This window comes from Mycetocola sp. Y791 (genome assembly GCF_059445325.1).
The window spans coordinates 371,939-398,811 of sequence record NZ_JCAIUC010000002.1; the positions used below are offsets into that span (position 1 = coordinate 371,939).

Below are 26,873 nucleotides of genomic sequence, written 5' to 3' on the forward strand. Positions count from 1 at the left end.
GTAAATCGCGGGGTGCGGCGACGTATGGGCGGCGGACCTGCGGTTTTCCCGCCCGAAGTTGCGGTGCCGGGCGGCGCCCACCGGTTCCAGCACCGCGCGCGCAGTTACGAGTCCGACCAGGCTCCCAGCGCCGTCGCGACGCTCTCAATGAGCCGGGCAAAACTCCGCTCCCTGTCTACAGGAAGCTGGAACCCGCCTCGGGTTTCCAGATCGACGAAACCGTGGAGCGCCGACCGAAGGAACCGGGTGGCATCCACCGCGTCATCGCCCCGCAGGTCGTAGCCGGCGAGAACGTCGTAAATCACCTCAACGAGAACAGACGACACGCGCGAGTCTTCCGGATCTTCGGATGCCGCCGCCCGCACGGTCAGCGGGTACTGGCCAGGATGCTCAACCGCCCATTTCCGGTAGGCGAGGGAGAGCGCACGGATGGCGTCGTCCCGGGAACGTCCGATGGCCGCCTGCCCGAGAGCGCGCGCGAGATCCGTCTTCGCGCGCAACGTGATGCCCCGGTAGAGACCGGGCATGCCGTCGACGTGTTTGTAGAGGGAGGGAGCCCGCACGCCGAGGCCCTCGGCCAGGACGGCGAGATTCAAGCCATCGGCTGCGGGGTCATCGAGGATCTGGGCGGCGCGCTCGATGACCGTGGCCTCGTCGAGTCCAGCCCTAGGCACGCGTGGTCACCGTCCGGAGGAAGTCCAGGATGCTGGCCGAAACCAGGTCGGGCTGCTGCGAGTGCGGGTAGTGACCGGCTTCGGGAACCATGACGGATGTTCCCTTCAGCGTGTGCGCGATCCACTCCGCTTCAACCCGTGGATCCTTAAAGTCCGGGTCCTTCTCGCCCATGATGACCAGGGTCGGCGTCGAGACCGCCGAGAGGCTCTCGCCAGCGCGCACGTGGTCGGTGCGGGTGGTGAGGCTGAACGCGCGCGCGTAGCCGGGCCGCTTGATACTTGCGATTGCCGTGCGCTGGTACTCGGCGAAGTCCGACGGCTTGGCACCGGCGTAGAGGGTTGGCATGTATGCCTTCCATGCCGCTGCTGCCCACGGGCGGGCCATCAGGACCCGGAAGAGGAGAGTCTGCAGCGGGTTGGCGGCGGGTCGCCGCACGAACGGGCCAATCAGGACGAGGCCGTTGACGAGCTCAGGATGCTCGGCCGCCACGATGACCGCGCCACCCGCCGCCATCGAGCTGCCGACAACGATCGCCGGACCGAGTTCGCGAAGAAGGGCGGCGATGTCACCGGCCGTGTCGACGTCACCGTAACTCGAGAAGGACGCATCGCTGTCGCCGTGACCACGCAGGTCTGTGGTGACAACCGTGTAGTCCGCTTCGGCGAGTGCTGGAGCAAGGAACCGGTAGGTGGATCGAAGCTCGCCCATGCCGGGCACGAGTACGATCCGCGGCCCGTTGCCTCGAACGTCGTAGGCAATCCTCCCCTGAGTGCCGCGCTGGAGGAAGCGCGTTGTGAGTTGATGTGTCATGTGGCTAATCTACTTAGCTTCTAAGCTAAGCGCAATAGGCAACGCGTCTTAATCGCTGAAACCGGCGAGCTGGGGGTGTACGCGGGCCTTCCGCACGCACCGCCGACGGCGAAGAATCGAGCCATGAACACATCGAACAAATCAACCGAGGGCGGTGTCCTGATTGTCGGGGCCGGACCGGGTATCGGCCTGGCCGTGGCCCGCCGATTCTCCCGTGGCGGCCGGTCGGTCGGCCTCATTGCCAGGTCAGTGGAGCGCCTGACGCAACTCTCGGATGCTCTCGGGGCCGAGGGCATCCGGACAGCGTGGCAGGCCGCCGACGCGACGGATGCCGACGACCTTGCCCGCGGCATCCGGTTGCTTACCCAGCAGCTCGGACCGATCGAGACTCTCTGCTTCAGCCCGTTGCCCTCGCTCGCGCTCATCCGCCCGGTTCTCGAGACCGCGCCACGGGAGTTCATCGAGTCGTTCAGTCTGAACGTGGCTGGCGCTGCGGCGGCGGTCGCCGAAGTCACGCCGGGCATGATCGAGCGGGGGCACGGGACTCTGCTGTTTACAACGGGCAGCGCGGCGCTCAACCCGTCCCCGGAGCGGGCCGCGAGTGTCGTGACGACGGCAGCAGAGACTGCCTATGTCGATCTACTGCATCGAGCCCTCACTCCGCGCGGCATCCGCGTCGCTCATCTGGCCATCGTTGGAGCCGTCGGCCCCGGCGCCGCCCACGAACCGGACGCCGTTGCCGAGGCGCTCTGGGCGGCATCCGTGTCAGCGGACGGACCGCTCACCGTGCTCCGCCAGCCTGCCGAATCTGACATCTCGTGATGACCGCGCGTCGTTGGCGGGCCGCGCCATCAGGTGGCGCGGAGCATCGCTGAGAGATCAGCGAGGATGCCCGCGACTGATCCGAGACTGACGACCCCGCTACCGGCGGCGTGCTCGTTCACCGCCGGCAGCAGCGCGCTGTGGGTGCGCTCGGCGGCCGGGGCATGCCCGACCTCGATCGCGGCCAGCCCCACCAGTGTCCACGACACCTCGAGCATCAGATCGAGTGGCGGGTCGGGCACGGCGTCGAGAGCGGTTGCGGCCTCAGCTTGCTGGCCAGCCCTCGCGAGCAGGAGGGGTCGAACCCACGGTTCGTACGGACCGAAATCCCCGTCGGGAAGCTCTCTGGCAGACCGATCGCGCCGCAACACCGCGGTCAAAGCGGCGAGCGCCGGGAGCCCGCGGGAGAAACCGGGCATCTCCTCGCCGGAGGGCGGCAACTCGGATGTCGCGGCGAAGGTCCACCGGAACCACGCCGGAAAGACGCTCGCCAGCGGGCGCTCATGACGGGCGGCGAGTGTGTCGATCGCCCGAGCCTCCGACGACGCGACCTCCAGGTCGTTGAGCGCGCACAGCGCCTGCATGCGGATGATGCGTCCGTGGATCTCGAACGTCGCCAGCTCGGCCTCGCGCGCGATCTCGATGATCTCCGCGCCGATGCGCTCGCGCACACCCGCGAGACCGGCCGTCTCGAAGCTCTGCATGTAGCGGGCGGCGAGGGCGAAGCACACCAGTGAGGGGTCGCCGATTCGCCGGGCGATTCGTTCGGCGTCGCGGGCCTCGGCACCCCGGTCGGCGGTTCCGCGCGACTCCATCGCCACGGTTGCCAGCAGCCGCGCACGCGACCGACCTGACGCGCTTTCCGGCAGCTGAGACAGCATCCGTAATGCCGCCTCGACGATTACCGCCGATTGTGCAGGGTCATCGGACCGGGTCCAGCTGCCCGGGACGTCGTAGCCTCCGACGATGCGGGCGGTCAGGTCGGAGTCGCCGAGTTGCTGTGCCGCCGCAATGGCGGCGATACGCTCCTGAGCGGCGACATCGAGCCCGCCCGAAACCGCGAGTCCTGGCAGCAGCGTGCTCGCGCTTTCGAGCTGGGCGCGGCTGCCGGTTCGTGAGTGGGCGGATGCCGTGCGCAACAGCAAGGATCGGTTGTGGTCGGGCAGGTCCAGGGCCGGATCGTTGCGCAGGATCTCCCGCTCGAGGGTGGCGAGCGACGTTCCGGGATCGAGACCGAGGTTATCGGCCAGGTGCTCGCGCGCTCGCCGAAGTGTCGCAAGTGCTTCTGCCTGGCGTTCCGTCCGATAGAGCGCGAGTGCAAGCATCCGCCAGCCAGCCTCGCGCCAGGGGTAGGCGACGACGTGCGGATCGAGGAGGGGGATCACCTCCTCAGCGCGACCGAGAGCGAGGCGGGCGTCGGCCAGGCGCTCAACCGCGTCAGCGCGGAGGGCGGCAAGTCGTGTCCGTTCGGCCTGGGCCCACGGTCGGGACGCGAACGGGGCGAAGGCTTCGTCGTGCCATTCCTGCAGCGCGCGCGTCAGCATCGCGTCGGCCCGGTCGGGTCCGGCGGTTGCCGCTTCGGCGACCGCGCGTTCGGCCCGCCAGACGTCGACGGATTCGGGGTTCAACCGGAGCGCGTAGCCATCGCCGACGGTTACGAGCACGCGCGGTGCGGTTCGCGGCTGACGCTGAGGTTCGAGCAACTGGCGCAGCTCCCCGATGAAGGTTCGGACGGCGCCCACCGCGTTAGGGCCGGGTTCATCCCACAGGTCGTCGATGATCGCGGCGGTCGACACGGCGTGACCGTGTGCGGTGATGAGGATGCCGAGAATCTCGCGGTGCCGCGACTTGGACAGTCGGAGCGGGGTGCCGTCGATTTCGGCCGCCACCGGTCCGAAGACACTGATGCGCGGCTCACTCACCCGGTCACTCTATGCCATCCCTGACGGCGGCTGATCGAGCGCTGATCGGGACGGCTCATCGTAGAACCGTCACCAATCAGAAGGACGTGCCATGACACTCTCACTCCCCGGCTTTGGCTACCACCGGATCCCGACCGCGGACGGCGTCGCGCTGAACGTCGCGGTGGCCGGTTCGGGCCCCGCTGTTGTGCTCCTGCACGGTTTTCCGCAGACGCACGTGATGTGGCGACACGTCGCCGCTGACCTCGCGAAGGACCACACGGTGATCTGCCCTGACCTGCGGGGCTACGGCGCAAGCGACAAGCCGGCCGAAGCCGACGAAGACACCTACTCCAAGCGCACGATGGCAGCGGATGTCGTCGAGGTCGCGCGCGTTCTCGGGCACCCGACGTTCGCTCTTGCCGGGCACGACCGGGGAGCACTCGTGGCGATCCGCGCGGGTCTCGACCACCCCGGGGTCGTGACCCACCTCATGACCCTCGACGTGCTGCCGACCCTCGATATGTGGGACATCCTGCACGGCGCCGACGCAAAGGTGGCCTGGCACCTCTACCTGATGGCGCAACCGGTGGGTGTGGCCGAACCGATGATCTCGGCGGTTGCCGACACGTTCTTCGCGTCGTTCATCGACGACTGGGTCTCCACACCCGAGGCAATTCCGACCGAGTACCGCGCCGAATACCTTCGCGCCTCCCGCGAGGCCGTGTCGTCGATCGTTGCCGACTACCGGGCATCCGCCGGCATCGACGTGCTGCACGATCAAGCGGACCGGGCATCCGGGCGCACCCTCGCCATGCCGGTGACCGCCATCCAACAGGACTGGGGCACTGCCTTGGGCTATGACGCCGCCGGACTCTGGCAGGCATGGGCGCCGGATCTCGAGCACCGCACCCTGTCGGCTGGCCACTTCATGCCCGAGGAGGCGCCGGCCGAGATTATCGCGGCGTTGCGCGAGTTGCTCGTGCGCTGACCGCGGCTGACCACGCGTGCCGGGTGCGCCGTCGTTTCGGGAGGTGAATCGCCGGGTGCGTCGACGTATGGGCGGCGGGACCGCGGTTATTCTGCCCGAAGTTACGGTGCCGGGCGGTACCGACCGGTTCCGGCGCGTCGGTATCAGCCCGTCCATCAGTACCGCGGTAGGCGCGTCGTGTGCGTGAACGGGTGGGCCACTCCGGCCATCGGGAGTCGTCCGTGCGCCGCGCCGTCGTTTCGGGAGGCAAATCGCCGGGTTTGTCGATGTATGGGCGGCGGACGCGCGGTTTTTCCGCCCGAAGTGACGGTGCCGGGAGTCGCCCGCGTGCATGCAGCGTCGTTTCGGGAGGTAGATCGCGGGGTGCGTCGACGTATGGGCGGCGGACCGGCGGTTTTTCCGCCCGAAGCGACGGTGCCCGTCGTGTCGTTCCCGTTGCACGTGTCGCATCGCGCGGCCCGTCTCGGACAACCTCCGGCGGGTCTCTGCCAAATCCATCAGTGGCGGCTGCGCGGCCCGCACCCCGCACCTACGCTGGGTGCGTGACCACGCCTCCCACAGTCATCCGTCCGACGCGATTGAGCCCACTCGTGCTCGTCGCCATTTCGGTGACGCTTGTTGCATGGGCGAGCGCGTTCATCGTCATCCGCGGCGTCGGACCGGACTTCACCCCGGGCGGGATGTCGCTGCTGCGACTGGTGGTCGGCACAGTTCTGCTCGGCTTCCTGCTGATCGGACGTCGCTGGGTGGCGCCCACCCGCCGGGAGTGGCTGCTCATCCTCGGCTTCGGCGTCGCCTGGTTCGGCGCGTACAACATCGCGCTCAACACGGCCGAGGAGACGCTCGACGCCGGCACGACGGCGATGATCGTCAATCTCGCGCCGATCCTTGTCGCCCTGGGCGCCGGGCTTTTTCTCCGCGAAGGGTTGCAGAAGTGGCTCGCCATCGGCGCGGGCGTTGCCTTCATCGGTGTGATCCTGATCGGGGTCGGCGCGGGCAACGCCAACGGCGGAATCGACGGCATCGCGGTGCTCTGGGCGCTTCTCGCCGCCGTCACCTACGCGGCGGGTGTGCTGTTCCAGAAGCCGGCACTCAAGCGACTGCCCGCCGGCCAGGTGACCTGGCTCGGCTGCGCCATCGGCACCATCGCATGTCTGCCGTTCAGCGGCCAGCTTCTCGCCGACCTGCAGCAGGCGCCGACCAGCTCGATCCTCGGTGTTGTCTACCTCGGCACCGTGCCCACCGCCATCGCGTTCAGCACCTGGGCGTACGCGCTGTCGCGGGTGCCGGCTGGCCAGCTCACGATCTCGACGTACATCGTGCCGCCGCTCGCGATTCTGATGGGGGTCGTCTTCCTCGGCGAACTCCCGGTGCCGCTCGCGATCGTCGGCGGCATCCTGTGTCTCGTCGGAGTGGCGCTGACCCGCCGCGGACGGTGATCGCCGCCGAGGCCGGCTCGTCATGGTGACCGGCCCTCGAGTCGCCCACGCCCACGCGCCGTCGCCGACGCCGTTATTTCCGGCGGTAAATCGTGACGTCTGTCGCGCTATTGCGCATGAAGCCACGGTTCTTCCTCCGGAAGCGCACTGCGTCAGCCGCAGTCAGTCGACCTCGAAGTAGTACGGCCCGTCGGTGCCCTCCGCGCCGGAATAACTGAGTGCGATCAGCCCCTCGCCGGGGTCGTCGCTGGGAATCGGAATCACGATGTTGCCGACGACGGTCTCATTGAGGTCCACGTCGGTGAAGCCCGAAAAGTCGGGATCGGGTGCGGCGCTGAGTTCATCCGTGGCGCTGTAGACCTCGTTGCCGTTGCCTGTAACGTACTCGACGGTGATCTCCGTGCCGGGGTCGGCACCAGCCTGGGCGCGCGGTGCCGCAGCGACGGAAACCATGGCCCAGTTCATGCCCTCTGGCGGTGCCGGGTTGCCTTCGACGGCGAGCACGAGATCGGTGGCGTCGAGGTCGTATGCCGTGACGGTCGCCAGATACACGGTCTCGCCGTCGGTGTCCACGAGTTCGACGGGGGAGCCGAGGGTGAGCGACTCCAGGGTGGCACGCGGTTCGGGTGTTGCGGTGATCCCGGGGCGGGCGCGCGGGGTTTCGTCGACGGCCTCGCCGATGGCAAAGATGAAGCCGAAGGTGTACGCGACGATCATCACCGCAGCGAGGACCAGCGACACGAAAGAGAGCACCGTTCCCCAGATCGCCTGCCCGCGTGGCCGGTCGGCGAGCACCAGGCCAATGATGCCAAGCACGATCCCGGTCACACCGAGCAGGAACGACAGGAAGTTCGCGAACGGGATGAACGCCACTCCGATCGACACGATGCCGATGATCAGCGAGGCGAGCCCCGGGCCGTTTCCCTGTTTCTGTGGACCCTGACCCACTGGGGCATACCCATAGTGGGGCTGCTCCTGCGGGTAGAACTGCGACGCGTTGTACGGCGGTTGCTGCGCGGGGTGCGGCGGTTGCTGGTTGTTTCCTTCGCCCGCGGAACCGTACGGACTCGCCGGTGGATTTGTCATACCGCGAGTGTGACCCTCGCGGCCCGGCGCGGTGAGGGTACTAAGACCTACACCGCTTCGGACGCCGCTTGAGGAGGAGCCCGAGAACTGTCCCGTCCCCAGTTTGCGGAAGCTCTAGCGGGGGAGTCGTAGCCCCTGCATCCCACCGTCCACGGCGAGGGAGACCCCGGTCGTCGAACCTGCGAGAGGGCTCGCAAGGTAAGCGATTGCGGCTGCGATTTCTTCCGGAGCGACGAGGCGACCGTGGGGCTGGCGCGCCTCGAGCGCAGAGCGCGCTGCGTCGGGATCGGCAGCCGATGCGAGGAGCCGTCCGATCCATGGTGTGTCCGCAGTGCCCGGGTTCACACAGTTGACGCGGATGCCCTCGGCCAGGTGGTCCGCAGCCATACTCAAGGTGAGAGAGAGCACGGCGCCCTTGGTGGCACCGTAGAGTGCGCGGGCGGGCAGTCCCGCAGTGGCCGCAATGGAACAGGTGTTCACGATGGCGGCATGGTTGGAGCGCCGCAGGTGTGGCAGTGCGGCGCGGGAAACTCGCACCAACCCAACGACGTTGACATCAAACACTCGGTGCCATTCGTCATCGTCGTTCGACTCGATCGTGCCTTGCGCCCCGATGCCGGCGTTGTTGATGACGATATCGATGCCGCCGAGTCTCTCGGCGGCTTCGGCGACGGCCGATCGTACGGACTCGTCATCGGACACGTCGCACCTGAGCGCGACGACGCCGGGGCCCGCCGCCTCGGGCGTCAGATCCAGCACGGCCACTCGTGCGCCACGCTCGACAAGCAATGCCGCAGTGGCGGCACCGATCCCGGAAGCCCCACCTGTAACGATGGCTGTCAGTCCGTCAAATTCCATGGTTCGTCCTTACTGATGTGCCGGTGTGAATTGCTGGCGTTGGCGGCCGAGGCCGTCGATCTCGATTTCGACGACGTCTCCGGCGGAGAGGTAGGGGAAGCGTCCCGAGAGCGCGACCCCTTCCGGCGTCCCGGTGCAGATGAGGTCACCGGGCTCGAGCACGAGGTACTGGCTGAGGTTGAAGATGATCTCGTTGACGCTAAAGATCAGGTCGGCTGTCGACGAATCCTGCCGTGGCTCGCCGTTCACCCAGCTGCGCAGCCTGGCATCGCTCGGGTCGAACTCGTCGGGCGTGACGACGACGGGTCCGGTCGGGCAGAACCCGGCGCAGCTCTTACCTTTCGACCACTGACCGCCCGATACCTCCAGCTGGAACGACCGTTCCGAGAGGTCGTTGACGGTGACGAAGCCCGCGATCGAGTCACGCGCCTGTTCCGGTGAATCCAGGTATGAGGTGCGCTTGCCGATCACGACGCCGAGTTCGACCTCCCAGTCCGTCTTGGTCGACCCGCGCGGAATCGCGACCGCGTCGTTCGGGCCGACGACGGTGTTGGGTGCCTTGTGAAAGAGAATCGGAACAGTCGGCGGCTCTGAACCCGACTCTACCGCGTGCGCGGCGTAGTTCATCCCAATGCAGAACACGGAGGACGGCCGAGCGATGGCTGAGCCAACCCGGACGCCGGACGACGGCAGTTCTGGAAGCGCAGAGGCGGCAAGTGCCTTCGCTGCCTGTGCCGGCCCGTCGGCCCCCCAGAAGGCGGCGTCGATGTCGGTCGTGATGGAGGCGAGGGAGTAGTAGGTCCCGTCCTCGACGACGCAGGGGACCTCTGCTCCCAGGGGGCCAATTCGCGCGAATTTCATGTCATATCCTTCTCAGAATCGGGGGTGCAGTGTCAACAAGCTGTGCCGGTCACCGGCCTGTCGCCGAGGCGACAGGTGTCGTCTCGGCGCTGGTCGTCCCAGTTTCGGCGACACGGCGCTTCTCTGCGCGGGTGTCTGCCAGATTGAAGAGGGCGGCGAGGACGGCACCGGCAACGTTGTGCCAGATCGTCGCGACAGCAGCCGGCAGGGCGGCGAGCGGGGAGAAGTTCGCGTTGGCGAGGGCGGCAGCCAGTCCGGCGTTCTGCATTCCGACCTCGATGGCGACGGCGCGACGTTCGCGGGCGCCGAGGCGACCGGCCTTCGCAGCGAGGTAACCGAGCCCGAAGCCCGCTGCGTTGTGGAGCACGACGGCAAGAATGACGATGAGCGCAGAACCCATGACAACCTCGGCGCTTCCGGCCATGATGCCCGCGATCACCAGTGAGAGGACCGCCACCGAGATCCACGGAACGGCCGGCGCAATTTGTGCGACCAGCTTCTTGGCCAGGAGCCGCACAACGAGACCCAGCGCAACGGGGATGATGACCATCTGGAGGATCTGCAGCGCCATGGACCAGAAGTCGATGGGCAGGTAGCTGCCGGCCAGCCAGAGCACGAGCAATGGAGTCAGTACCGGCGCCAGCAAGGTCGAGATGGTGGTCATCGAGATGGACAACGCGACGTTTCCCTTGGCGAGATAGGCAACGATGTTGGACGATGCTCCACCGGGTGCGGACCCGAGAAGCACCATTCCGACGATGAGCAGCGGGTCAAGCTGAAGCAGCACCGCGATACCGAAGCCGGTGAGCGGCATGATCAGGAATTGGGCGACGCATCCGATCAACACCGCATGGGGCATTTTGGCAACGATCCTGAGGTCGGGAATCGTGAGGGTCAGACCCATGGTGAACATGACGATGCCGAGCAGCGTTGGAACCAGGGGGTTCAAAGGGAGCGCCACATCCGGTGCCAGAGTGCCGAAGATGCCGGCAATGACGATGATTACCGGAAACGCCATGACCGCGATCTTGGCCGATCGACGCTCGCGAGAAGCGAGAAGGTCGGATGTATTGCTCAAAATTTTCCTCCTTGAAAACAATTCGACAGCCAGCTGATCGGCCCGAGAGTACGCTAGCACGCCGCAAGTCCACCATGCGACGGGATTCATGGCTGCGGTGCCGGCAGCGTAATGATCGGATCAATTTTCCAAAGCCGTCGACATGGGACGCTCCGGTCCTCATGGAGCGTCTAGAGGGCGCCTTTAAGCCAAGCTTCGATCCCGCCGACATGCAGGGTCAGGGCTGCCCGTGCCAGGTCCGGGTCCCGGCTGCTGAGGGCGGCGAGGATGGCGCCATGCTCGGAGAGCGTGCGGGCTGTTGACGCGTCCTCGGTGATGCCTCGCCAGACGCGGGCGCGGATGGTCGAACTCGAGAGGCTTTCGAGCAGGCCCGACAGATAGGCGTTTCCACTCGCAGCAGTGATCTGCCGGTGGAATTCGATGTCGTGGCTGACGAGATCGTCGAGACTCGTCGACTCATCGACGGAGGACAGAAGCTGCGAGAGATCATCGAGCTGCGCGTCACTTATGCGCACCGCGGCCAGGCCGGCGGCGTGAGCTTCGAGGACGCGCCGCACTTCGAATATCTCGATCACCGAGGCATCCTGATGGAGGTCAACGACGAATGCCATCGCCTCGAGCAGGAGGTGCGGCTCGAGGCTGGTGACGTATGTCCCGTCGCCGCGACGCACATCGAGTACCCGAATCACTTCCAGTGACTTCACTGCCTCACGGAGCGAATTCCGAGACAGCCCCAGTCGCTCGCTCAGTTCCTTTTCCGGTGGAAGGCGCTGGCCGGGTTTGAGTTCACCTGACACGATCATTGCTTTGATCGTCGAGATCGCCTCATCCGTGACTGCCATGCGGCCAGCCTAACGGCTTGGTAAATACCTCACTCGAGGCGTCCGTTCGTATCTGAAGGTCACACGGACGGCGCGACCTAGAAGGAGGAGCCGGAGAACGTGAGAACGGAACCGAACGTGTACACGAAGGCCATGATCATGCCGAGGACGATCGACGCTCCCGAGAGCACAAGGCCCCACAACGCCTGCCGCCGCGGGCGCCCCGGCAACACCAGCCCGATGATTCCGAAGACGACGCCGATGATGCCGGGCAGGGACGCGCCGAAGTTCGACCCGGGCAGGATCGCGATGAGCATCGCGGCGATGCCGATGATGAAGGATGTGAGGCCGGGTCCGTTGCTGTTGAACGGCGCGGTCTGGGCCGGGCCGTACGGATTCGGGTGCTGCTGGGGATAGTTGTAGTGCGCCTGGTTGTACGGCTGCGGCTGCGGCTGCGGGTACTGGCTGAACTGCGGATGCTGTGGCTGGACTGCCTGAGGGTACGGCGGCTGTTGCGGGGACGGGCGATATGCGGGTGACGGCGGTGCCTGGTTGTACGGGGCTTGCGGCTGGGAGTACGGGGGCAGCTGTGCGGACTGGCTTGGAGCCGCTGGCGAGTACGGCTGGTAACCGGCCGACTCCTCGGCTGACTCCTCGGGCACGGATGGGTCCACCGGAGCAGAATCTGCGGCGCGATAGGGGCTGGGCGGACCGGAAGCGGCGGGTCCGTCAGGGCTCGGCGTTGGGTTCGTCATGCGCCGAGTATGCCCTATGTGGCGTCGTCAGGGCGAGGAGAAATTTACCCACCCGTGCTGAGCGACACCGCATTGACGGGGAGAAGTGCGCCCGGTGCAGCGGATGATTCGATCGTGTACGGCGCGCTCCGCGTGGTCTCGTCGATCACGCCGAACATCGCGGCGATGAAGCCGAACGTGTAGAGGAAGAACGTCACAAACGCGATACCCATCGAGACCACGGAGAGCACGGTGCCCCAGATCGCCTGGCCGCGCGGCCGGTCAACGAGCACCAGCCCAACGATGCCGACGACGAGCCCCGCGGGTCCGAGCAGGAAGGAAAAGACGTTGACGAGCGGAATGAACGCCGCGACGCCCGAGGCGATGCCGATGATCAGCGCCGCGAGTCCTGGCCCGTTGCCGCTCTTCGGTGCCGCCGGGCCGACCGCGGTGTAACCGTACGGCAGCTGCTCCTGCGGGTAATACTGCACCGCGTCGTACGGCGGCTGCGGTGCCGGGTACTGCGGTTGCGTGCTGGGCGGACCGGAGTCCGCTGGACCGGAAGAACTCGGCGGGAGGCTCGTCATGCGTCGAGTCTGCCGCATCATCCGGATTCTGTGGAGAAAACGGATGCCGCGGCAGAGCGGCACGAAAGCTAGCGCTGCATCAGAGCGTCAAGACCAACAGCCATCGCCGCGGCCAGACGGAAGTCGACCCGCTGGTCGGGAACGGTGACCGTGTACTTGTCGCGCATGCTGAACTGGCGCTCACTCGTCATGACCGGTGCGCCGGTGGCGCGGTCGATGAAGTCGAAGTGCAGCGCCAGCGGAAGGTTGATGAACCGGCGGAGGATCGCGAGGGTCTGGTTGCGTTCCTGGCCGTATGCTTCCAGGCCCGCTCCGCGCAGGTGGAACGACGTCCGCAAGAGGCTCTGGGCGAAGTCCTTCTGGAACGATCCGATGATGGTGCCGTCAGCGGCGGTGACGTCGTACGACGCGGCAACGTCGATCGCCTGGCGTGCCTTGAAGCCGAACAGCGGCATCGTCTTCGCCTCATCGGCGTAGAACGTGACCTGCTCCTTCATTGCCATCCGCTTCTGCTGCGCGATCGCGAAGATCCGGCCCTCGGACCCGTCGGGGTTGGCCTCGACGATCTCGTAGCGGTTCACCATCATGGTGAGGCGCTGCTTGACGAAAAAGCGGGGCGCGTACTGGAACGTGGAGGTGGTCATCGTTGTCCTTCGGGGCAGTAAGGCAGTGGGGCTGCTCGGAAATAAGGTCACCGAGCAGGTGCAGACGCTGAAGATCCTATCGATGGCCGCAGCTCTGTGACCGCAGCGGCGCGGATCGTCCCTGCCAACCGCCTCAGCGCATCAGTCGTGAGGGTGGATACGGAATACTGGTCAGACTCTTCAACCACCAGAAGGAGAACATCTCTATGGCAGACCCCATCTACACCGCCGTCGCTACCTCGACCGGAGACGGCCGCGCCGGCGGGCACACCGTCTCGAGCGAGGGGCTCCTCGACGTGACCCTGGCCATCCCGACCGAAATGGGTGGACCCGGCGGAGCAACGAACCCCGAGCAACTCTTCGCTGCCGGCTGGGCGTCGTGCTTCCACTCCGCGCTGAAGTCCGCGGCGGCGAGCCGGAAGATCACGTTCACCGACTCGGCCGTTATTGCCGAAGTGGGACTACAGCCCACGGATGGCGGCGGATTCAGCCTCTCGGCCGCGCTTCACATCGAACTCGGCGGTGTCGACCAGGCCACAGCAGACTCCCTCGTCGAGGCCGCGCACGCCATCTGCCCCTACTCCAACGCGACCCGCGGCAACATCCCCGTCACCCTCGACGCGACTGTTGGCTGAACGGGTCCGCCCCGAGCCGCGGGGGGACGCGACCGTGCCGATGACATCAACGACCGACGCTCGCTTCGACCCGGGCATCGCTGCACGCCGTGCGCGCTGGGCCGTCTCGGCGCTCTTCCTCACCAATGGCGCGCTCTTCGCCAACATCTTGCCGCGGTATCCCGAAATTAAGGCAGAGCTGGGGCTCGATAACGCCGCCTACGGTCTCGCGGTTGCGGCGTACCCCGCCGGAGCGATCGTCGCCGGGCTGGCAGCGGCGGTGCTCATCCGCCGACTCGGCTCCGCCCGGGTCGCTGTGGCGGGCACGGTTCTCACCGGCATCAGTCTGCTTTTTGCCGGCCTGTCGCCGACGGTCATTCTGTTTGGCCTTGCGCTGTTCGTCGGTGGAGCATCGGATGCCATCACCGACGTCGCGCAGAACGCTCACGGACTCCGCGTCCAGCGTCGGTACGGCCGCTCGATCATCAATGCGTTCCACGCGATCTGGTCGATCGGCGCGGTGCTCGGTGGCGTGATGGCCGCGGTCGCCATCGCGCTCGGCATTCCGGTGGGCATTCACCTCACCGTCTCCACGGCACTCTTCGCGGCGGTCGCGCTCACCGCACGCCGATTCTGCCTCCCCGGTCGTGACGACGAACTCGACGAGCTCGACGAGTCAGGGGCCGCCGAATGGTCGGGAGCGCCGACCGCCGGGGGCCGCCAAGGCGTCTCCGGCCGCACCGTCGCCGTGCTCGCCATGCTGACCCTGGTCGCCATGGCCGGGGCCGTCGCCGAAGACGCGGGCAACACCTGGGCGACCCTGTACCTCGCTGACTCGCTCGGTGCCGCCGCTGCGGTTGCTCCGCTCGGCTTCATTGCACTCGTCGGTGCGCAGTTCATCGGGCGGATCATCGGCGACGGGATGGTGGACAGGTTCGGTCAGCGGGCCGTCGCCCGTGTCGGCGGACTCATCACCGCGGTCGGCATGGGCCTGGCTCTCGCGTTTCCGAGTGTGCCCGGCACCATCCTCGGCTTCGCCGCCGCCGGATTCGGCACCGCCACGTTGATCCCCGCTGCGATGCACGCCGCCGACGAACTCCCCGGCATCCGCGCGGGCATGGCTCTCACGATCGTGTCGTGGCTGCTGCGCGTCGGCTTCCTGCTGTCGCCGCCGTTCGTCGGTTTCATCGCCGAGAACGAAAGCCTTCGCGCCGGGCTGCTCGTTGCGCCGGCTGCCGGTATCGTCGCGATCCTGTTCGCCGGTGCGCTGGAGAAGCGCCGCGCGACGGTTGATCGCTGACGGCGCCGGCCCGAAAGGTTCCGGCGCTGAACTTCGCGGTGTAAATCACCGCCGACGCCGAGGGTCTGTGCCCACTCCACGGCGGAGGCGATGAACACGACGAGCGAGCCAACGACGAGGAATGCCCAGCCCAGCGCCTGGCGGTCGAATGACTGCAAGGTCCACTGCTCGACCGGAGAGAGCGGGTCACCCGATTCGCGGGTCAACTGCTTCAGGAGCGTTCGGCGCTTACGGATTCGCCAGCGCGGAACCGCGTAATACGTGCGGCTGCGGCCATCCGGGGCGACCCGGCTGAGGTCCGACTGGGAGTTCTCAAGCGAGCGGATGCCGTTCTGAAGCGAGTTGACCATCTGGATCATCGTGCCGATGAGCAGCAGCACCGACCCGAGTGCCAGGGCGAAGAGAACCATTCTCGGTCACACCCTGAACGAGCGCAGGTGGCTGATCACCGTGAAGCCCATGCGTTCGTAGACCGGCTGCCCGAGGGTGCTCGCCTGCAGGGTGGCAACGCGGAGGCCCCGCTCTTGAGCGGATCGCAGTGCCCATCCGGTAAGGGCCGTGGCGATTCCGCGGCCGCGGAAGGCGGCATCCGTTGCCACGAGGTAGATACCGGCGACGCCGTCGCTGACCAGAAGTTCGGCGGTGCCAACGATGCGTCCGTCGATGATGCCGACGAAGCGTTCAAGCGAACCGTCGGACGGTCTCAGCGCCTCCGCCCGAATCGCGCCCTCGCGTGCGGCGGCGGTGACACCCATGGAAGCGGCGTACCCGTCGACCCATGGGGCCAGGTCGGCGTTCGGGCTGAACGGTTCGATCGTGAGGTCGGCGGGGATGTCGCGCATAGCGAAGCGTTCGAGGTTGAGGGCCATCACCGGGGTCGTACCAACCTGTCGGGCGCCACGCTCCTGCAGGTGCTGCTCGATCGCCGGGTCGGTATCGTCGCCGATCTCCCAGAGCCAGGGCACGCCGGCAAAGTGTTCCGCGGCGGCGGCGAGTGTGGACTCGGGGTCGCTGTCCTGAACCCGAAGCACGGCGTTGAGTCGCGGGTGAGCGACGCCGCTGCGCGTCCAGGTGACGGAGTCGTCGCGCGTGCTTTCGGTGCCCCAGCCGAGCCAGTACGAGCGGTAGTTGGCGAGCTGCGGGGCGAGGTTGCCGATGTCCTGTTCGGTCACCGGAGTGGCCGATGGCGCTTGAGGATTATTCATCCGGTCGATCATAGGCAGGGGGTGACGGCATCCGCCATCGTTTTATTCGGAGGGCTGTAACCGGCGCACCGTGCAGGCGAACGCCCGGGCGGGCTACTCGACCGCGAAGTAGAACGGGTCGGTGACGGCGTCGTCGTAGGTGTACGACAGCGTCCAGTATCCGCCCAGAGAATTGTCGTCCGGGACGGCGATCACGACGTTCCCGGTTCCGCTCTCGCCCTCGGCGAGGTCAGTGAGCAGCTCGATCCTCGGCTCGGGGGCGAGCGCATACAGGTCAAGCGGGCTGAATTCGTAACCGTTCGACGTGACGTACCCGACAGCGATATCCATCGCGGGGGAGACGTGCACGCTCGACAGCGCTGTCACATCGACGGTCACCATCGCCCATTTCATCCCCGCGGGCGGTTCGGTGTTGCTCGCGACCGCGAGCACCTGGTCGTTCGCGTTGAGAACGGATGCCGACAGCGTCACCTCGTAGGCCGGCTGACCCGCGAGGTCGATGAGTGTGATCGGGGTGCCGAGCGCGAGTGAATCGACCGGCGGCGGTGTTGCCACCTCGCTCGAGCTCGAATCGTTGTTGTACGACTTGTCCAGTTCGCTGCCGACATACGAGATGAACCCGAACGCGTACACAACGATCATGAGAACCGCGAGGGCGATCGACACGGCCGAGAGCACCGTCCCCCACACGGCCTGGCGCCGTTCGGGTTTGGCGCGCCGGAGTCCGACGATTCCGCAAATGATGCCGACGATGCCGAGCAGGAACGACAGGAAGTTGACGACCGGGATGAACGCGGTCACCACCGAGGCGATTCCGATCACCAGGGCGGCGAGCCCTGGTTTGCCCCGATTCGGTGCTGGCGTTCCGGGTGCTGTGAAGGCGGCGGGGTACCCGTACGGGCTTTGCTGCTGCCCGGCATCCGGTGCAGGGGCGTAGATCGGTGGGTTCTGCGGCGCGGAATCCGCGGGACGATAGGGACTCGCCGGCGGATTCGTCATACCGAGAGTCTGCCCCACCGCGGGCTCGGGTGTGTGTTGCGACGGAGTGCCTCGGCTGTTCGACGGAGCATCTCTCGCAGAGCGAACCGATTCGAGCAACGAACCATCAGCGCTGCAGCGCCTCGATCGCAACCGCGGTCGCCTCGGCGATCAGCGCGTCGTCGTAGTCGGCGTCGGCTTCTGAGCGGCTCGACAGAACGGTGAGCACGATCGGATCGCCCTCCGTGGGCCAGATCACCGCGACGTCGTTTCGGGTTCCGTAGCCTGCCGAACCCGTCTTGTCGCCGACCGTCCACTCCGCCGGCACGCCCGCCCGGATCAGCTTGTCGCCGGTGGTGTTGCCCACGAGCCATTCGGTCAGGAGCTCTCGATCGGATGCTTCGAGCGCGTCACCGAGGACGAGAGCCTCGAGGGTGGTCGCGAACGCTTCAGGCGTGGTCGTGTCGCGCGGGTCGCCGGGGGTGGCTTCGTTGAGCTCCGGTTCGGTGCGATCCACCTGGGTGACGTCGTCGCCCATAGCGGTGATCGCGGTTGCGAGTCCGGCGGGTCCGCCGATCTGCTCGAAGATGAGGTTCGCTGCCGTGTTGTCGCTGTATCGAATGGCGGCGTCGCCCAGTTCGCGGAGCGTCATTCCGGTGTCGACGTGCTGCTCGGTGATGGGTGCGTAGTCGAGCAGGTCAGACTCGTCGTAGGTCACGAGAGTGTCGAGTTCGTCATCGCTGGTCTGGTCGAGCAGCACAGCTGACGCGAACACCTTGATGGTGGAGGCGTAGGCGAACCGCTCGTCGCTTCGGTACTCCAATGCCAGGCCGGTTCCGGTATCGAGCGCGTAGACGCCGAGGCGGGCGTCGAACTTCTGCTCAAGTTCGACGAACTCGTCGTCTGCTGACGGCGTCGTGGGGGCGGGGGTTGCCGTTGCCGATGGTGTTCTTGCGGGGGCCGGTTCGGCCGCGCATCCGACGAGGACGCCCATGGCGAGGGTGGTGAATGCAGCGGCGACGAGGCGAATCGTGTGGGGCATCAAAATTCTCTCGGGTGGATCATCGAACGTGGTTGCCCAAGTCATCGTAGTGGGGCTCCGAGGGGCCCACCGATGCGCTGATCACACGTGCTGTGGCGCGCGCTCGGCGCGAGTTTCTTCTCAGACGCGACGGCAAGATTCGAACTTGCGAATTGACGGGCTATGAGACCGTTCCCTTTGACCACTTGGGTACGCCGCGGTAGTCAGCCACGGTACGGAGATGATCGGCAGCCCGCAATCGATGTGTCGCCGTCTTACGCCGGATGTCGCCCCTCAGCAGTTGCGGGCACGGTACTCACCCGGCGAAACCTCGCACAACTTCACGAAGTGAGCGTAGAAGCTGCTCTGCGATCCGAAGCCCGCCGCGTGCGCGATCTCGCTCGCGCTCAGCGTTGTGGTGACCAGCAGGCGTTGCGCCTCCGAGACCCGGCAGCGGGTCAGGTATTCGCCGAGCGTTGTTCCGACCGATCGCCGAAACAAGGACATCGCGTAATGGGTGTTGAGGTGCGCAGCTTCTGCGACGTCATTTGTGCTGATCGGCTCTCGAAAGTGCGCCATGATGAACTGCGTCATCGCGATCACCCGCTGCATCGATTCTGAGGCTCCCGGTCTTGCGAGGGCCATCGTTGCATCCTGTTCAGTGGATCGCCGGTGATAGCCGAGCAGGCGTCGCACCAGTGCGTGTGCCTCGATGAGCGCGGTCGCCGCGCCCTCCTCCTCGTCCAGCTCCCGCAGCCAGCACATGAACATCGACTCGACGTCGTGACCGGCTGCTGCAATGGGGACGATCACCGGCCTGCCCTGGAGCACATTATGGAGATCGCGGGCCGCGAGCCCCCAGTGGAGCACGGTGCTCAACGGAATGTGCAGCCAGCAGCTGTCGACCGGATCGTCCTCGGGAGTCTGGATTGTTTGGTGCGGAACGGCACCCCAGAACAGCGCCACATGCCCGGCGGGAATGCTGATGCGCTCACCTCCGAAGAGGTAGTCGAGCTGCCCGCTGAGTACGAAGTTGAGTTCCAGATCGTCGTGCTGATGGGAGCGGTTCATCGGCAGTACTTCCCCGCGGCGACTCCAAATCGCTGGGTTGACGACATCGACGGCGGAGGAACGAACGGACGGGGCATGCACAACAATGGACATGCCTACAGGCTAGGACACGACCTGAGGATTCTGGACAAAGTCGACCCCACGGCGGAGGCGCCGGACCACTCGGCCCTTCTAGCGTTGGGGCATGCACTCGCCAACGCGACCTCCCAAGATCGCCATCATCGGCGCGGGAGGCTTTGTCTTCCCGTTTCGCCTCATCGGCGACCTCATCAGCTTTCCAGCGCTGCAGTCGAGCACGCTCTGCCTGATGGATCTCGATGCCGAGCGGGTCGCCCGTACGGCAACGGCGGCGCGCGAGTTGGTCGCCCACCACGGCCTCGGCACCACGATCATCGAGACGACCGATCGTCGCGAGGCGCTCCGCGACGCCGACTTCGTCATCATCACCTTCCAGGTTGGCGGAATCGACTCCTACCGCCACGACGTTGAAATTCCGCGCAAGTACGGCGTGGACCAGACGGTCGGCGACACGGTCGGACCTGGCGGGGTGTTTCGCTTCCTCCGCTCGGTTCCGGCATACGAGGTCATCGCTGCCGACGCGCTCGAACTCTGTCCAGACGCGCAGTTCATCAACTACGCGAACCCGATGGCCATGGCCACCGCGTTCCTCAACGCCAAGGGGCTCCGGACGGTCGGCCTCTGCCACAGTGTGCAGGGCACAACACGGATGCTGGCGCGAACGCTCGGTGTTCCGTACGACGAGGTCAATTACGTGTGCGCCGGCATCAACCATCAGGCCTGGATCCTCCGTTTCGAGCACGGCTGCGATGACCTCTACCCGCGATTGCGCGAGACGATGACCGCACTCCACCAGCGCGGGCGCGGTGCGGCGGAGCTCGTCGATGACGACGGTGACCACAGTGAAGCGGCCGTGGCAGCGAGCAACTACGAGGGTGGAAACGAGCAGGTCCGCACGGCCATCATGAACACGTTCGGTTACTTCCAGACCGAATCGAGCCACCACGCATCCGAGTACCTGCCGTACTTCCGGAAGGATCCTGCGACGGTGCTCGAGTACATTCCTGAGCGGTGGGATTACTACGAGATCTGTGTCGCCCACGACCTGTCCGGTGATATCGAGCAGCAGCTCGAGAAGCTCAAGAGCAACCTCGAACCGTCGGTCGAATACGGCGCGAGCATCATCAACTCGATCATCACCGGCGTGCCGAGCGTGATCTACGGCAACGTTCCCAACGACGGCCTCATCTCCAATCTCCCGGCTGATGCCTGCGTCGAGGTGCCCTGCCTCGTCGACAAAAACGGCGTGCAACCGGTCACGATCGGCGCGCTCCCGCCCCAGCTGGCGGCGCTCAACCGCACCAACATCAACCTGCAGACGCTCGCCGTTCTGGCCGCGCTCACCGGCAACAGGGAATACGTCTTTCACGCGGTCGCCGTCGACCCGCTCACCAGTGCAATCCTCACGCTTGACGACATCCGTTCAATGACCGAAGAACTCTTCGACGCCCACGACGCCTTGCTGCCCCCGGCACTCACGGCCCGTTAAGGGGGTGAGGTGCGTCGCAGCGCCTCACGTTCTGACCGCACTGCGCACCATCGAATAAACAACTGACAAGGGAGTCACGGTGACAACAGCTGCAACCAGCACGAGAACCACACCGGTGGGGGTACCACCGGGCGCGGTCCGGGGGAGACGGACAAAACGGCGGAAGGATGACACGCGGCTAGCGCTCCTGTTTATCCTGCCCGCGGCGATCGGTCTGGTCGCCTTCTACTTCTGGCCGTTGGTGCGCGGAATTTGGCTGAGCTTCACCTCCTGGGACCTGTTGTCGGCGGCGGAGTTCATCGGCGTCGCCAACTACGTGCGGATGTTCGCTGATCCGGTTTTCTGGAACGCCATCCAGGTGACGCTCACCTACGTGGTTCTCAACATCGGTATTCAGACGATCGTCGCGCTCGTCCTCGCATTGCTGATGCAGAGGCTTACCCAGTCGGTTCTGCTCCGATCGTTGATCCTCACTCCCTTCCTCGTGTCGAACGTCGTTGCGGCCCTGTTGTTCTTGTGGATCCTCGACTTCCAGCTCGGAATCGGCAACCAGATCCTCGAGTGGATCGGGCTCGACCGCATCGGCTTCTTCACCTCAGAATCCTGGGCCATCTTCACGGTTGCACTCGTGAATGTCTGGCGCCACATGGGCTACACCGCGCTGCTGATTTTTGCGGGACTCCAGGCCATTCCAAACAACTACTACGAGGCGGCCCGTGTCGACGGGGCGTCAGAAGTACGGATGTTCCGCTCGATCACGATGCCGTTGCTGCGGCCGATCCTCGGGCTGGTGCTCATCATCTCGGTAATCGGATCATTCCAGGTGTTCGACACCATCTCGGTGACCACCGGTGGAGGCCCGGTCAACGCCACCCGGGTGCTTCAGGTCTATATCTACGAGAACGCGTTCGCGCAGTTCGACTTTGGATACGCATCCGCTCTCAGTGTCGCGATGCTCGCGATCCTGATGATCGTCACCTTCGTCCAGTACCGCGTCACGCGGGCCGGCCAGACCGACCTCAACTAGGGAGAAAGACAATGACGCAACTCCCCTCAGCCCTGGCGGTGGCCGCCGTGCCGGAATCCGCAGAGCCCACACCGCCGCAGGCACGCAAGCGACGCCGCATGAGCATCGGACGGGTCTTCGCCTGGGTCGTGATGGTGATCCTCCTGCTCATCACGATCTTCCCGTTCTACTGGATGCTCCGAACCGCGCTCTCGACGAACGGCGCGCTCGCGGCAAACGCATCATCGCTGTTGCCCGCCGAGTTCAGCTGGAACGGGTTCCGGCGCGTGTTCGGTCTGCAACCCATCGACGAAGCGATCGCCGACGGCGGTTCTGGCGCGCAGATGGACTTCTGGCGCTACCTCCTCAACTCGGTCATTGTCGCGACGGTGGTCACTGTCTGCCAGGTGTTCTTCTCGGCCATGGCCGCTTACGCCTTCTCCCGGCTCAAGTGGAGGGGCCGCAACCTCGTCTTCAGCGTCTTTCTGCTGTCACTGATGGTTCCGGTGATCTTCACGCTGCTGCCCAACTTCCTTCTCATCAAGCAGCTCGGGCTCATCGATACGCTCTTCGGCATCATGCTGCCATCGCTGTTGCTCGCACCGTTCGCGATCTTCTTCCTGAGGCAGTTCTTCCTCAACGTGCCCCTCGAGGTGGAAGAAGCGGCACTGGTCGACGGTGCAAGCAAAATCCGGGTGTTCTTCGGTGTTGTCTTGCCAATGTCGGTTGCCCCGATCGCAACGATTTCGATCCTCACCTACATCAACGCGTGGAACGACTACTTCTGGCCGCTGATGGTTTCGTACAGTGACGAATCGAGGGTGCTGACTGTCGCGCTTGGAGCCTTCAGGGCGCAGAGCCCGTCGGGCGGACCCGACTGGGCAGGACTGATGGCAGCGACGCTCGTCGCGGCTCTCCCGATGATCATCCTCTTCGCGTGCTTCGCCAAGAAGATCGTCAACTCCATCGGCTTCAGCGGAATTAAGTGAGGGTGCGAATCATGACCAGGCTCAAGACGAAATCCCGCCGTACCAGCGGACGACGCACGTTGTGGCGCACCATTGCCGCCTCGACGCTCTCTGTCGGGCTTCTCGGCACCGCCGGTTGCGCCGCTCCGGGCGTGTCGACCGGTGTCGCCATCGACTATTGGTTGTGGGACGCACTCCAGCTGCCGGCCTACCAGAAGTGCGCGGCCGCGTTCGAAGAGGAGAATCCGGATATCCAGGTGCGGATCACCCAGTACGGCTGGGGTGACTACTGGCAGAAACTGACGGCAGGTCTCGTGGCCGGGGCAGGTCCGGACGTCTTCACCGACCACCTCAGCAAATACCCCGAGTTTGTGACCCGTGGCGTGCTGCTGCCGCTCGACGATCTCGAGGCGACGAGCGACTTCGATGGTGCCGAATTCCAGGAAGGCCTCGCCGATCTCTGGGTCGGCCAGGACGGAAAACAGTACGGCGTTCCGAAGGACTTCGACACTGTTGCACTCTTCTACGACAACGCCATGCTCGCCGACGCGGGATTGTCGGCTGCCGACCTCGAAGACCTGCAGTGGAACCCGGAGGATGGCGGAACCTTCGAAGACGTCATCGCTCGACTGACCGTCGATGAGAACGGCGTTCGCGGAGATGAAGAGGGTTTCGATCCCAAGAACGTCGAGGTGTACGGCCTCGCGTCGGGAGGGGCCGGTGACGTCAGCGGGCAGACCCAGTGGGCGTGGCTCGCCGCAGCGACCGGTTGGGAGTACACCAACGCGGATGTCTGGGGCGACGAATACCACTACGACGACCCGCGTTTCCAGGCATCACTCGCATGGCTCTTCGGCCTCGTCGACAAGGGGTTCATGCCCTCGTTCCAGACCGTCGGGAGTGCACCGGACCCGGTGGAGCAGTTGGGATCAGGTAAGGCAGCGCTCTCGCCGAACGGGTCGTGGAACATCAGCGCCTACGGGCGCCTCGAGGGCATCGACTTGGGAATTGCCAAACTCCCGGCAGGCCCGATCGGCCACCCTGTTTCGATGTACAACGGCCTCGGCGACTCCATCAGCGCACAGACCGACCATCCGGAAGAGGCTGCGAAGTTCGTGGCCTTCCTGGGCTCTGACACGTGTCAGGTCATCGTCGGCAACGAGGGCGTCGTCTTCCCGGCGCGTCCGGCTGGAACCGAAGCCGCGGTCGACGCGTTCGCGGAGCGCGGTTTCGATGTCTCTGCGTTTACTGAGCTCGTCGACGACAACTACACGGTCCTGTTCCCGGTCACCACGAATGGTGCCGAGATCCTGTCGATCATGCTCCCCGTGATGGAGGGCATCTATATCGGCAGCTCGGACGTCTCCGAACTCACACAGGTCAACGAGAGGATCAACAAGATCCTGCAGGAATGACCCGTCCATCGCCGGTTCGTTACGGCATCCGCCCTGTGATTTCTCAACATCGCATGACATCTCAGCAATCGCACCACGAAAGGCAATAAATAATGACATTCACCCTCGGAATGGTTGGAGCCGGTCAGTTCGCCGGCCAGTTCGCGACCCTGTTCAAGCTGCACCCACGGGTTGACCGTGTGGTCATCACCGACGTGCTCCCGGAACGGTCGGCCGACCTCAACGAGCGGCTCGGCCTCGATGGCACCCGGGAGAGCTTCGAGGCGATGCTCGCTGACCCGACGGTTGACGCGGTGGCCATCTTCACCCAGCGCTGGACACACGGGCCGCTCGTACTGCAGGCGCTCGCCGCGGGCAAGCACGTGTACTCGGCGGTGCCGATGGCGACAACCGAGACCGACATCGAAGCGATCATCGACGCGGTGCAAAGCACCGGACTCACCTACATGATGGGGGAGACGAGCTACTACAACCCGGCCACGATCTACGCCCGCAACCAGGTTGCGGCGGGAAAGTTCGGGCGCGTGTTCTATGCCGAGGGGGACTACGTCCACGACATGGACCTCGGGTTCTACGAGGCGTACCAGTACAGCGGTGGAGCGGAATGGAAGCGGACCGCGTCGTACCCGCCGATGCTCTACCCGACTCACTCCATCGGGGGAGTGCTCGGCGCGATTCCCACCTACGCCACCAGTGTGAGCTGCATCGGTGTTCGTGATGACCGCGGCGACGGAGTGTTCGACACCGAGGTGAGCATGTTCGGCAACGACTTCTCGAATGCCACCGCGCTGTTTGAGCTCGCGGGTGGCGGGTCGATGCGCATCAATGAAATGCGTCGGGTGGGGTATCCCTCACACCTGAGGGAGAGCCGGTTCAGGTACTTCGGCACCGAGGGCAGCTTCGAGCAGCTCGCGACGGTGTCGGTATGGCAGGACAAGGAAGGGGTCACGGATGTCTCGGCTCTTCTGGCCACGGAGGCGACGGCGGATGCCAACGACCCGGCACTGGCGAATGTGGCGCCCGCGCTGAAGGATGCGTTTGTCTCCGGCCACTCCTCCGTGCACGACATCGGACGGTTGCCCAAGGAGTTCCACGGCGCGCACAACGGCCACGAGGGGAGCCACCACTTCCTCGTCGATGACTTCGTCACCGCGGCGACGGAAGGCACCCGTCCGCCGGTCAACGCCTGGGTTGCGGCGCGCTTCACCCTGCCGGGGATCGTTGCGCACCAGTCAGCTCTGCTGGGCGGGGAGCGGCTGCCGGTGCGTGACTTCGGGGATGCTCCCGCTCTCGGTGCGAATGGCGAGGCCGAACGGGAGAGCGTCGCCGCTCGGGACTGAGGTTGCGATTCGCGGCCCCCAATCGATGTGCCGGCGTCTTACGCCGGCACATCGTCGGGCGGATGCCATGCAGGGCGTTCGTGAACGCCTCGCGTCGTGCCGCTAGTCGGCCTCCGTTATGGAGGTGGCGAATTCCGGCCGGAGCCTCAAGCGCACCGGCGTTGCGCTGCTCTTGTCGATTTCGACGATGGTCGACCGTGACCGGAGAAAGTCGGAGAACTGGTTGTGGCCGAGCTGCTTCTCCTGGAACGAGGGATCGATTCGCTTCATCTGTGTTTTGACCGCGGACGCGTGCTGCCACTCGAGGTCGTTCTTCTCGAGCAGCTCCATTGCTCGTCGGAGTGCGGCGGTAGCTGCCTTCTGGACATTTCGTGCGCCGCCGGGTGAATCGGCCGGAACCGAGGTGGTGCCCGTGGTCGAGGCGCTTGCCGGAGGTGCGGTGGTTTTGCGCGCTGCGGCGGGTGGCGCCGCTGCGGTTGGCGCGAGGTCCTTCGGCGCGAGCGGTTGAACTCCCGGGAGAGTGTCGTAGTCGGCGAACTCGTCGCACGCGGCCGCGAGTGACTGGCTCGTTGATCCGGACACTCCGATACCGATGACGTAGCGGTCGAGGCGTTTGCAGCGCTGTGCCAGGGGGATGTAATCCGAGTCGCCGGCGACGATCACCACGTGGGTGAGTCCCTTGAGGCGAAAAACGTCCTCCATCACATCGACGGCGAGGCGAATATCGGCGCCGTTCTTGAGCGCCTGGGTCGTCGGAAACAACTGGGTCAGGTCGACGGCGCGGCCGATGAGCTGCTTCTGATAGACCGCGTTGGCGGGAGCGGACCAGTCGGAGTAGGCGCGGCTAACCACGATCGCCCCGAATGACGAGGCGTAGTCGAGGATCGCGGCAACGTCGACGGTCGCTTCACGAATGCGGGCAGCGATCGCCGGGTCGGGCTTGCCGTAGGTGGGAGGAAACGACCGCACTTTGTCTTTGGCGAACTGGCCGTCGCCGTGCAACTGGTTGTAGCGGGAGATGACGATGTTGTCGAAATCGATGTAGACGGCGACGCGGTCGCGGGAGGGCTTGGGCATGGTC

The 26,873-nt window shown here is 65.6% G+C and carries 26 protein-coding genes and 1 tRNA gene; 10 read left to right on the plus strand and 17 right to left on the minus strand.

Annotated features, from left to right (window positions below; genetic code table 11):
• Nucleotides 1–104 precede the first annotated feature (104 nt).
• Both AC1C2N_RS06615 and AC1C2N_RS06620 read right to left on the minus strand, forming a co-directional pair.
• Entirely contained in the window at nucleotides 105–674 is a 570-nt protein-coding gene (locus AC1C2N_RS06615) for a TetR/AcrR family transcriptional regulator (RefSeq protein WP_495433351.1), read from the minus strand.
• Complete coding sequence (locus AC1C2N_RS06620) at nucleotides 667–1,485, minus strand: alpha/beta fold hydrolase (protein ID WP_495433352.1); 819 nt, start codon at nucleotides 1,483–1,485, stop codon at nucleotides 667–669. The genes AC1C2N_RS06615 and AC1C2N_RS06620 overlap by 8 nt, the downstream gene beginning before the upstream one ends.
• 123 nt (nucleotides 1,486–1,608) lie before the next feature.
• Here AC1C2N_RS06620 and AC1C2N_RS06625 point away from each other — a divergent pair, with 123 nt between their 5' ends.
• Complete coding sequence (locus AC1C2N_RS06625; RefSeq protein WP_495433353.1) at nucleotides 1,609–2,307, plus strand: SDR family NAD(P)-dependent oxidoreductase; 699 nt, start codon at nucleotides 1,609–1,611, stop codon at nucleotides 2,305–2,307.
• A gap of 29 nt (nucleotides 2,308–2,336) precedes the next feature.
• On the opposite strand, the gene AC1C2N_RS06630 is transcribed toward AC1C2N_RS06625, so the two are convergent.
• Complete coding sequence (locus tag AC1C2N_RS06630) at nucleotides 2,337–4,229, minus strand: AfsR/SARP family transcriptional regulator (RefSeq protein ID WP_495433354.1); 1,893 nt, start codon at nucleotides 4,227–4,229, stop codon at nucleotides 2,337–2,339.
• A 91-nt stretch (nucleotides 4,230–4,320) separates the two neighbouring features.
• On the opposite strand from AC1C2N_RS06630, the gene AC1C2N_RS06635 reads away from it, so the two are divergent.
• Together AC1C2N_RS06635 and AC1C2N_RS06640 are read left to right on the plus strand one after the other, a co-directional pair.
• The gene (locus AC1C2N_RS06635; protein WP_495433355.1) at nucleotides 4,321–5,199 is read left to right on the plus strand and encodes an alpha/beta fold hydrolase; all 879 of its coding nucleotides are present in this window, start codon (nucleotides 4,321–4,323) and stop codon (nucleotides 5,197–5,199) included.
• A gap of 542 nt (nucleotides 5,200–5,741) precedes the next feature.
• Nucleotides 5,742–6,638 carry a DMT family transporter gene (locus AC1C2N_RS06640; RefSeq protein ID WP_495433356.1) on the plus strand — a complete coding sequence of 299 codons (897 nt, stop codon included), beginning with the start codon at nucleotides 5,742–5,744 and terminating at the stop codon, nucleotides 6,636–6,638.
• A gap of 162 nt (nucleotides 6,639–6,800) precedes the next feature.
• On the opposite strand, the gene AC1C2N_RS06645 is transcribed toward AC1C2N_RS06640, so the two are convergent.
• From AC1C2N_RS06645 to AC1C2N_RS06680, 8 genes are all read right to left on the minus strand, one after another.
• Nucleotides 6,801–7,724 (minus strand): DUF308 domain-containing protein, encoded by a 924-nt coding sequence (locus AC1C2N_RS06645; RefSeq protein WP_495433357.1) that lies wholly within the window; start codon nucleotides 7,722–7,724, stop codon nucleotides 6,801–6,803.
• 114 nt (nucleotides 7,725–7,838) lie between these two features.
• Nucleotides 7,839–8,582: an SDR family NAD(P)-dependent oxidoreductase gene (locus tag AC1C2N_RS06650; RefSeq protein ID WP_495433358.1), complete on the minus strand. Its 744-nt coding sequence runs from the start codon at nucleotides 8,580–8,582 to the stop codon at nucleotides 7,839–7,841.
• A 9-nt stretch (nucleotides 8,583–8,591) separates the two neighbouring features.
• Nucleotides 8,592–9,443 (minus strand): fumarylacetoacetate hydrolase family protein, encoded by an 852-nt coding sequence (locus tag AC1C2N_RS06655; RefSeq protein ID WP_495433359.1) that lies wholly within the window; start codon nucleotides 9,441–9,443, stop codon nucleotides 8,592–8,594.
• A 49-nt stretch (nucleotides 9,444–9,492) separates the two neighbouring features.
• Complete coding sequence (locus tag AC1C2N_RS06660) at nucleotides 9,493–10,521, minus strand: bile acid:sodium symporter family protein (protein WP_495433360.1); 1,029 nt, start codon at nucleotides 10,519–10,521, stop codon at nucleotides 9,493–9,495.
• Between the two features lie 170 nt (nucleotides 10,522–10,691).
• Entirely contained in the window at nucleotides 10,692–11,363 is a 672-nt protein-coding gene (locus AC1C2N_RS06665) for a FadR/GntR family transcriptional regulator (RefSeq protein ID WP_495433361.1), read from the minus strand.
• Between the two features lie 77 nt (nucleotides 11,364–11,440).
• Entirely contained in the window at nucleotides 11,441–12,097 is a 657-nt protein-coding gene (locus AC1C2N_RS06670) for a DUF4190 domain-containing protein (protein ID WP_495433362.1), read from the minus strand.
• 44 nt (nucleotides 12,098–12,141) lie between these two features.
• Nucleotides 12,142–12,663: a hypothetical protein gene (locus tag AC1C2N_RS06675; RefSeq protein WP_495433363.1), complete on the minus strand. Its 522-nt coding sequence runs from the start codon at nucleotides 12,661–12,663 to the stop codon at nucleotides 12,142–12,144.
• Nucleotides 12,664–12,731: 68 nt separating this feature from the next.
• The gene (locus tag AC1C2N_RS06680) at nucleotides 12,732–13,307 is read right to left on the minus strand and encodes an LURP-one-related family protein (RefSeq protein WP_495433364.1); all 576 of its coding nucleotides are present in this window, start codon (nucleotides 13,305–13,307) and stop codon (nucleotides 12,732–12,734) included.
• 206 nt (nucleotides 13,308–13,513) lie between these two features.
• Between AC1C2N_RS06680 and AC1C2N_RS06685 the strand changes: the two genes are divergently transcribed.
• Both AC1C2N_RS06685 and AC1C2N_RS06690 read left to right on the plus strand, forming a co-directional pair.
• Nucleotides 13,514–13,942, plus strand: a complete 429-nt coding sequence (locus AC1C2N_RS06685; protein WP_495433365.1) for an organic hydroperoxide resistance protein — start codon at nucleotides 13,514–13,516, stop codon at nucleotides 13,940–13,942.
• Between the two features lie 40 nt (nucleotides 13,943–13,982).
• The gene (locus AC1C2N_RS06690) at nucleotides 13,983–15,221 is read left to right on the plus strand and encodes an MFS transporter (protein ID WP_495433366.1); all 1,239 of its coding nucleotides are present in this window, start codon (nucleotides 13,983–13,985) and stop codon (nucleotides 15,219–15,221) included.
• Between the two features lie 416 nt (nucleotides 15,222–15,637).
• Here the strand turns inward: AC1C2N_RS06690 and AC1C2N_RS06695 are convergent, their stop codons facing one another.
• The 5 genes from AC1C2N_RS06695 to AC1C2N_RS06715 all read right to left on the minus strand — a co-directional run bounded on the left by AC1C2N_RS06695 (nucleotide 15,638) and on the right by AC1C2N_RS06715 (nucleotide 19,589).
• On the minus strand, nucleotides 15,638–16,426 hold the full coding sequence (locus AC1C2N_RS06695; RefSeq protein ID WP_495433368.1) for a GNAT family N-acetyltransferase: 789 nt from the start codon (nucleotides 16,424–16,426) through the stop codon (nucleotides 15,638–15,640).
• A gap of 93 nt (nucleotides 16,427–16,519) precedes the next feature.
• Nucleotides 16,520–17,425, minus strand: a complete 906-nt coding sequence (locus AC1C2N_RS06700; protein ID WP_495433369.1) for a DUF4190 domain-containing protein — start codon at nucleotides 17,423–17,425, stop codon at nucleotides 16,520–16,522.
• A gap of 106 nt (nucleotides 17,426–17,531) precedes the next feature.
• On the minus strand, nucleotides 17,532–18,446 hold the full coding sequence (bla, locus tag AC1C2N_RS06705; RefSeq protein WP_495433370.1) for a class A beta-lactamase: 915 nt from the start codon (nucleotides 18,444–18,446) through the stop codon (nucleotides 17,532–17,534).
• A 124-nt stretch (nucleotides 18,447–18,570) separates the two neighbouring features.
• Nucleotides 18,571–18,645: transfer RNA gene (locus AC1C2N_RS06710), tRNA-Met, on the minus strand.
• Between the two features lie 74 nt (nucleotides 18,646–18,719).
• Nucleotides 18,720–19,589 carry a helix-turn-helix domain-containing protein gene (locus AC1C2N_RS06715; RefSeq protein WP_495433371.1) on the minus strand — a complete coding sequence of 290 codons (870 nt, stop codon included), beginning with the start codon at nucleotides 19,587–19,589 and terminating at the stop codon, nucleotides 18,720–18,722.
• 91 nt (nucleotides 19,590–19,680) lie between these two features.
• Between AC1C2N_RS06715 and melA the strand changes: the two genes are divergently transcribed.
• From melA to AC1C2N_RS06740, 5 genes are all read left to right on the plus strand, one after another.
• Nucleotides 19,681–21,063: an alpha-galactosidase gene (melA, locus tag AC1C2N_RS06720; RefSeq protein WP_495433372.1), complete on the plus strand. Its 1,383-nt coding sequence runs from the start codon at nucleotides 19,681–19,683 to the stop codon at nucleotides 21,061–21,063.
• A gap of 79 nt (nucleotides 21,064–21,142) precedes the next feature.
• Nucleotides 21,143–22,090 carry a carbohydrate ABC transporter permease gene (locus tag AC1C2N_RS06725; RefSeq protein WP_495433374.1) on the plus strand — a complete coding sequence of 316 codons (948 nt, stop codon included), beginning with the start codon at nucleotides 21,143–21,145 and terminating at the stop codon, nucleotides 22,088–22,090.
• Nucleotides 22,091–22,101: 11 nt separating this feature from the next.
• Complete coding sequence (locus tag AC1C2N_RS06730; protein WP_483406352.1) at nucleotides 22,102–23,058, plus strand: carbohydrate ABC transporter permease; 957 nt, start codon at nucleotides 22,102–22,104, stop codon at nucleotides 23,056–23,058.
• Between the two features lie 11 nt (nucleotides 23,059–23,069).
• Nucleotides 23,070–24,452 (plus strand): ABC transporter substrate-binding protein, encoded by a 1,383-nt coding sequence (locus tag AC1C2N_RS06735; RefSeq protein ID WP_495433375.1) that lies wholly within the window; start codon nucleotides 23,070–23,072, stop codon nucleotides 24,450–24,452.
• A 92-nt stretch (nucleotides 24,453–24,544) separates the two neighbouring features.
• Nucleotides 24,545–25,792, plus strand: a complete 1,248-nt coding sequence (locus AC1C2N_RS06740) for a Gfo/Idh/MocA family protein (RefSeq protein ID WP_495433376.1) — start codon at nucleotides 24,545–24,547, stop codon at nucleotides 25,790–25,792.
• A 102-nt stretch (nucleotides 25,793–25,894) separates the two neighbouring features.
• Here AC1C2N_RS06740 and AC1C2N_RS06745 read toward each other — a convergent pair whose 3' ends face one another.
• A complete protein-coding gene (locus AC1C2N_RS06745; RefSeq protein WP_495433377.1) occupies nucleotides 25,895–26,869 on the minus strand; it encodes an NYN domain-containing protein in 975 nt (324 codons plus the stop codon).
• Between the last annotated feature and the right edge of the window lie 4 nt (nucleotides 26,870–26,873).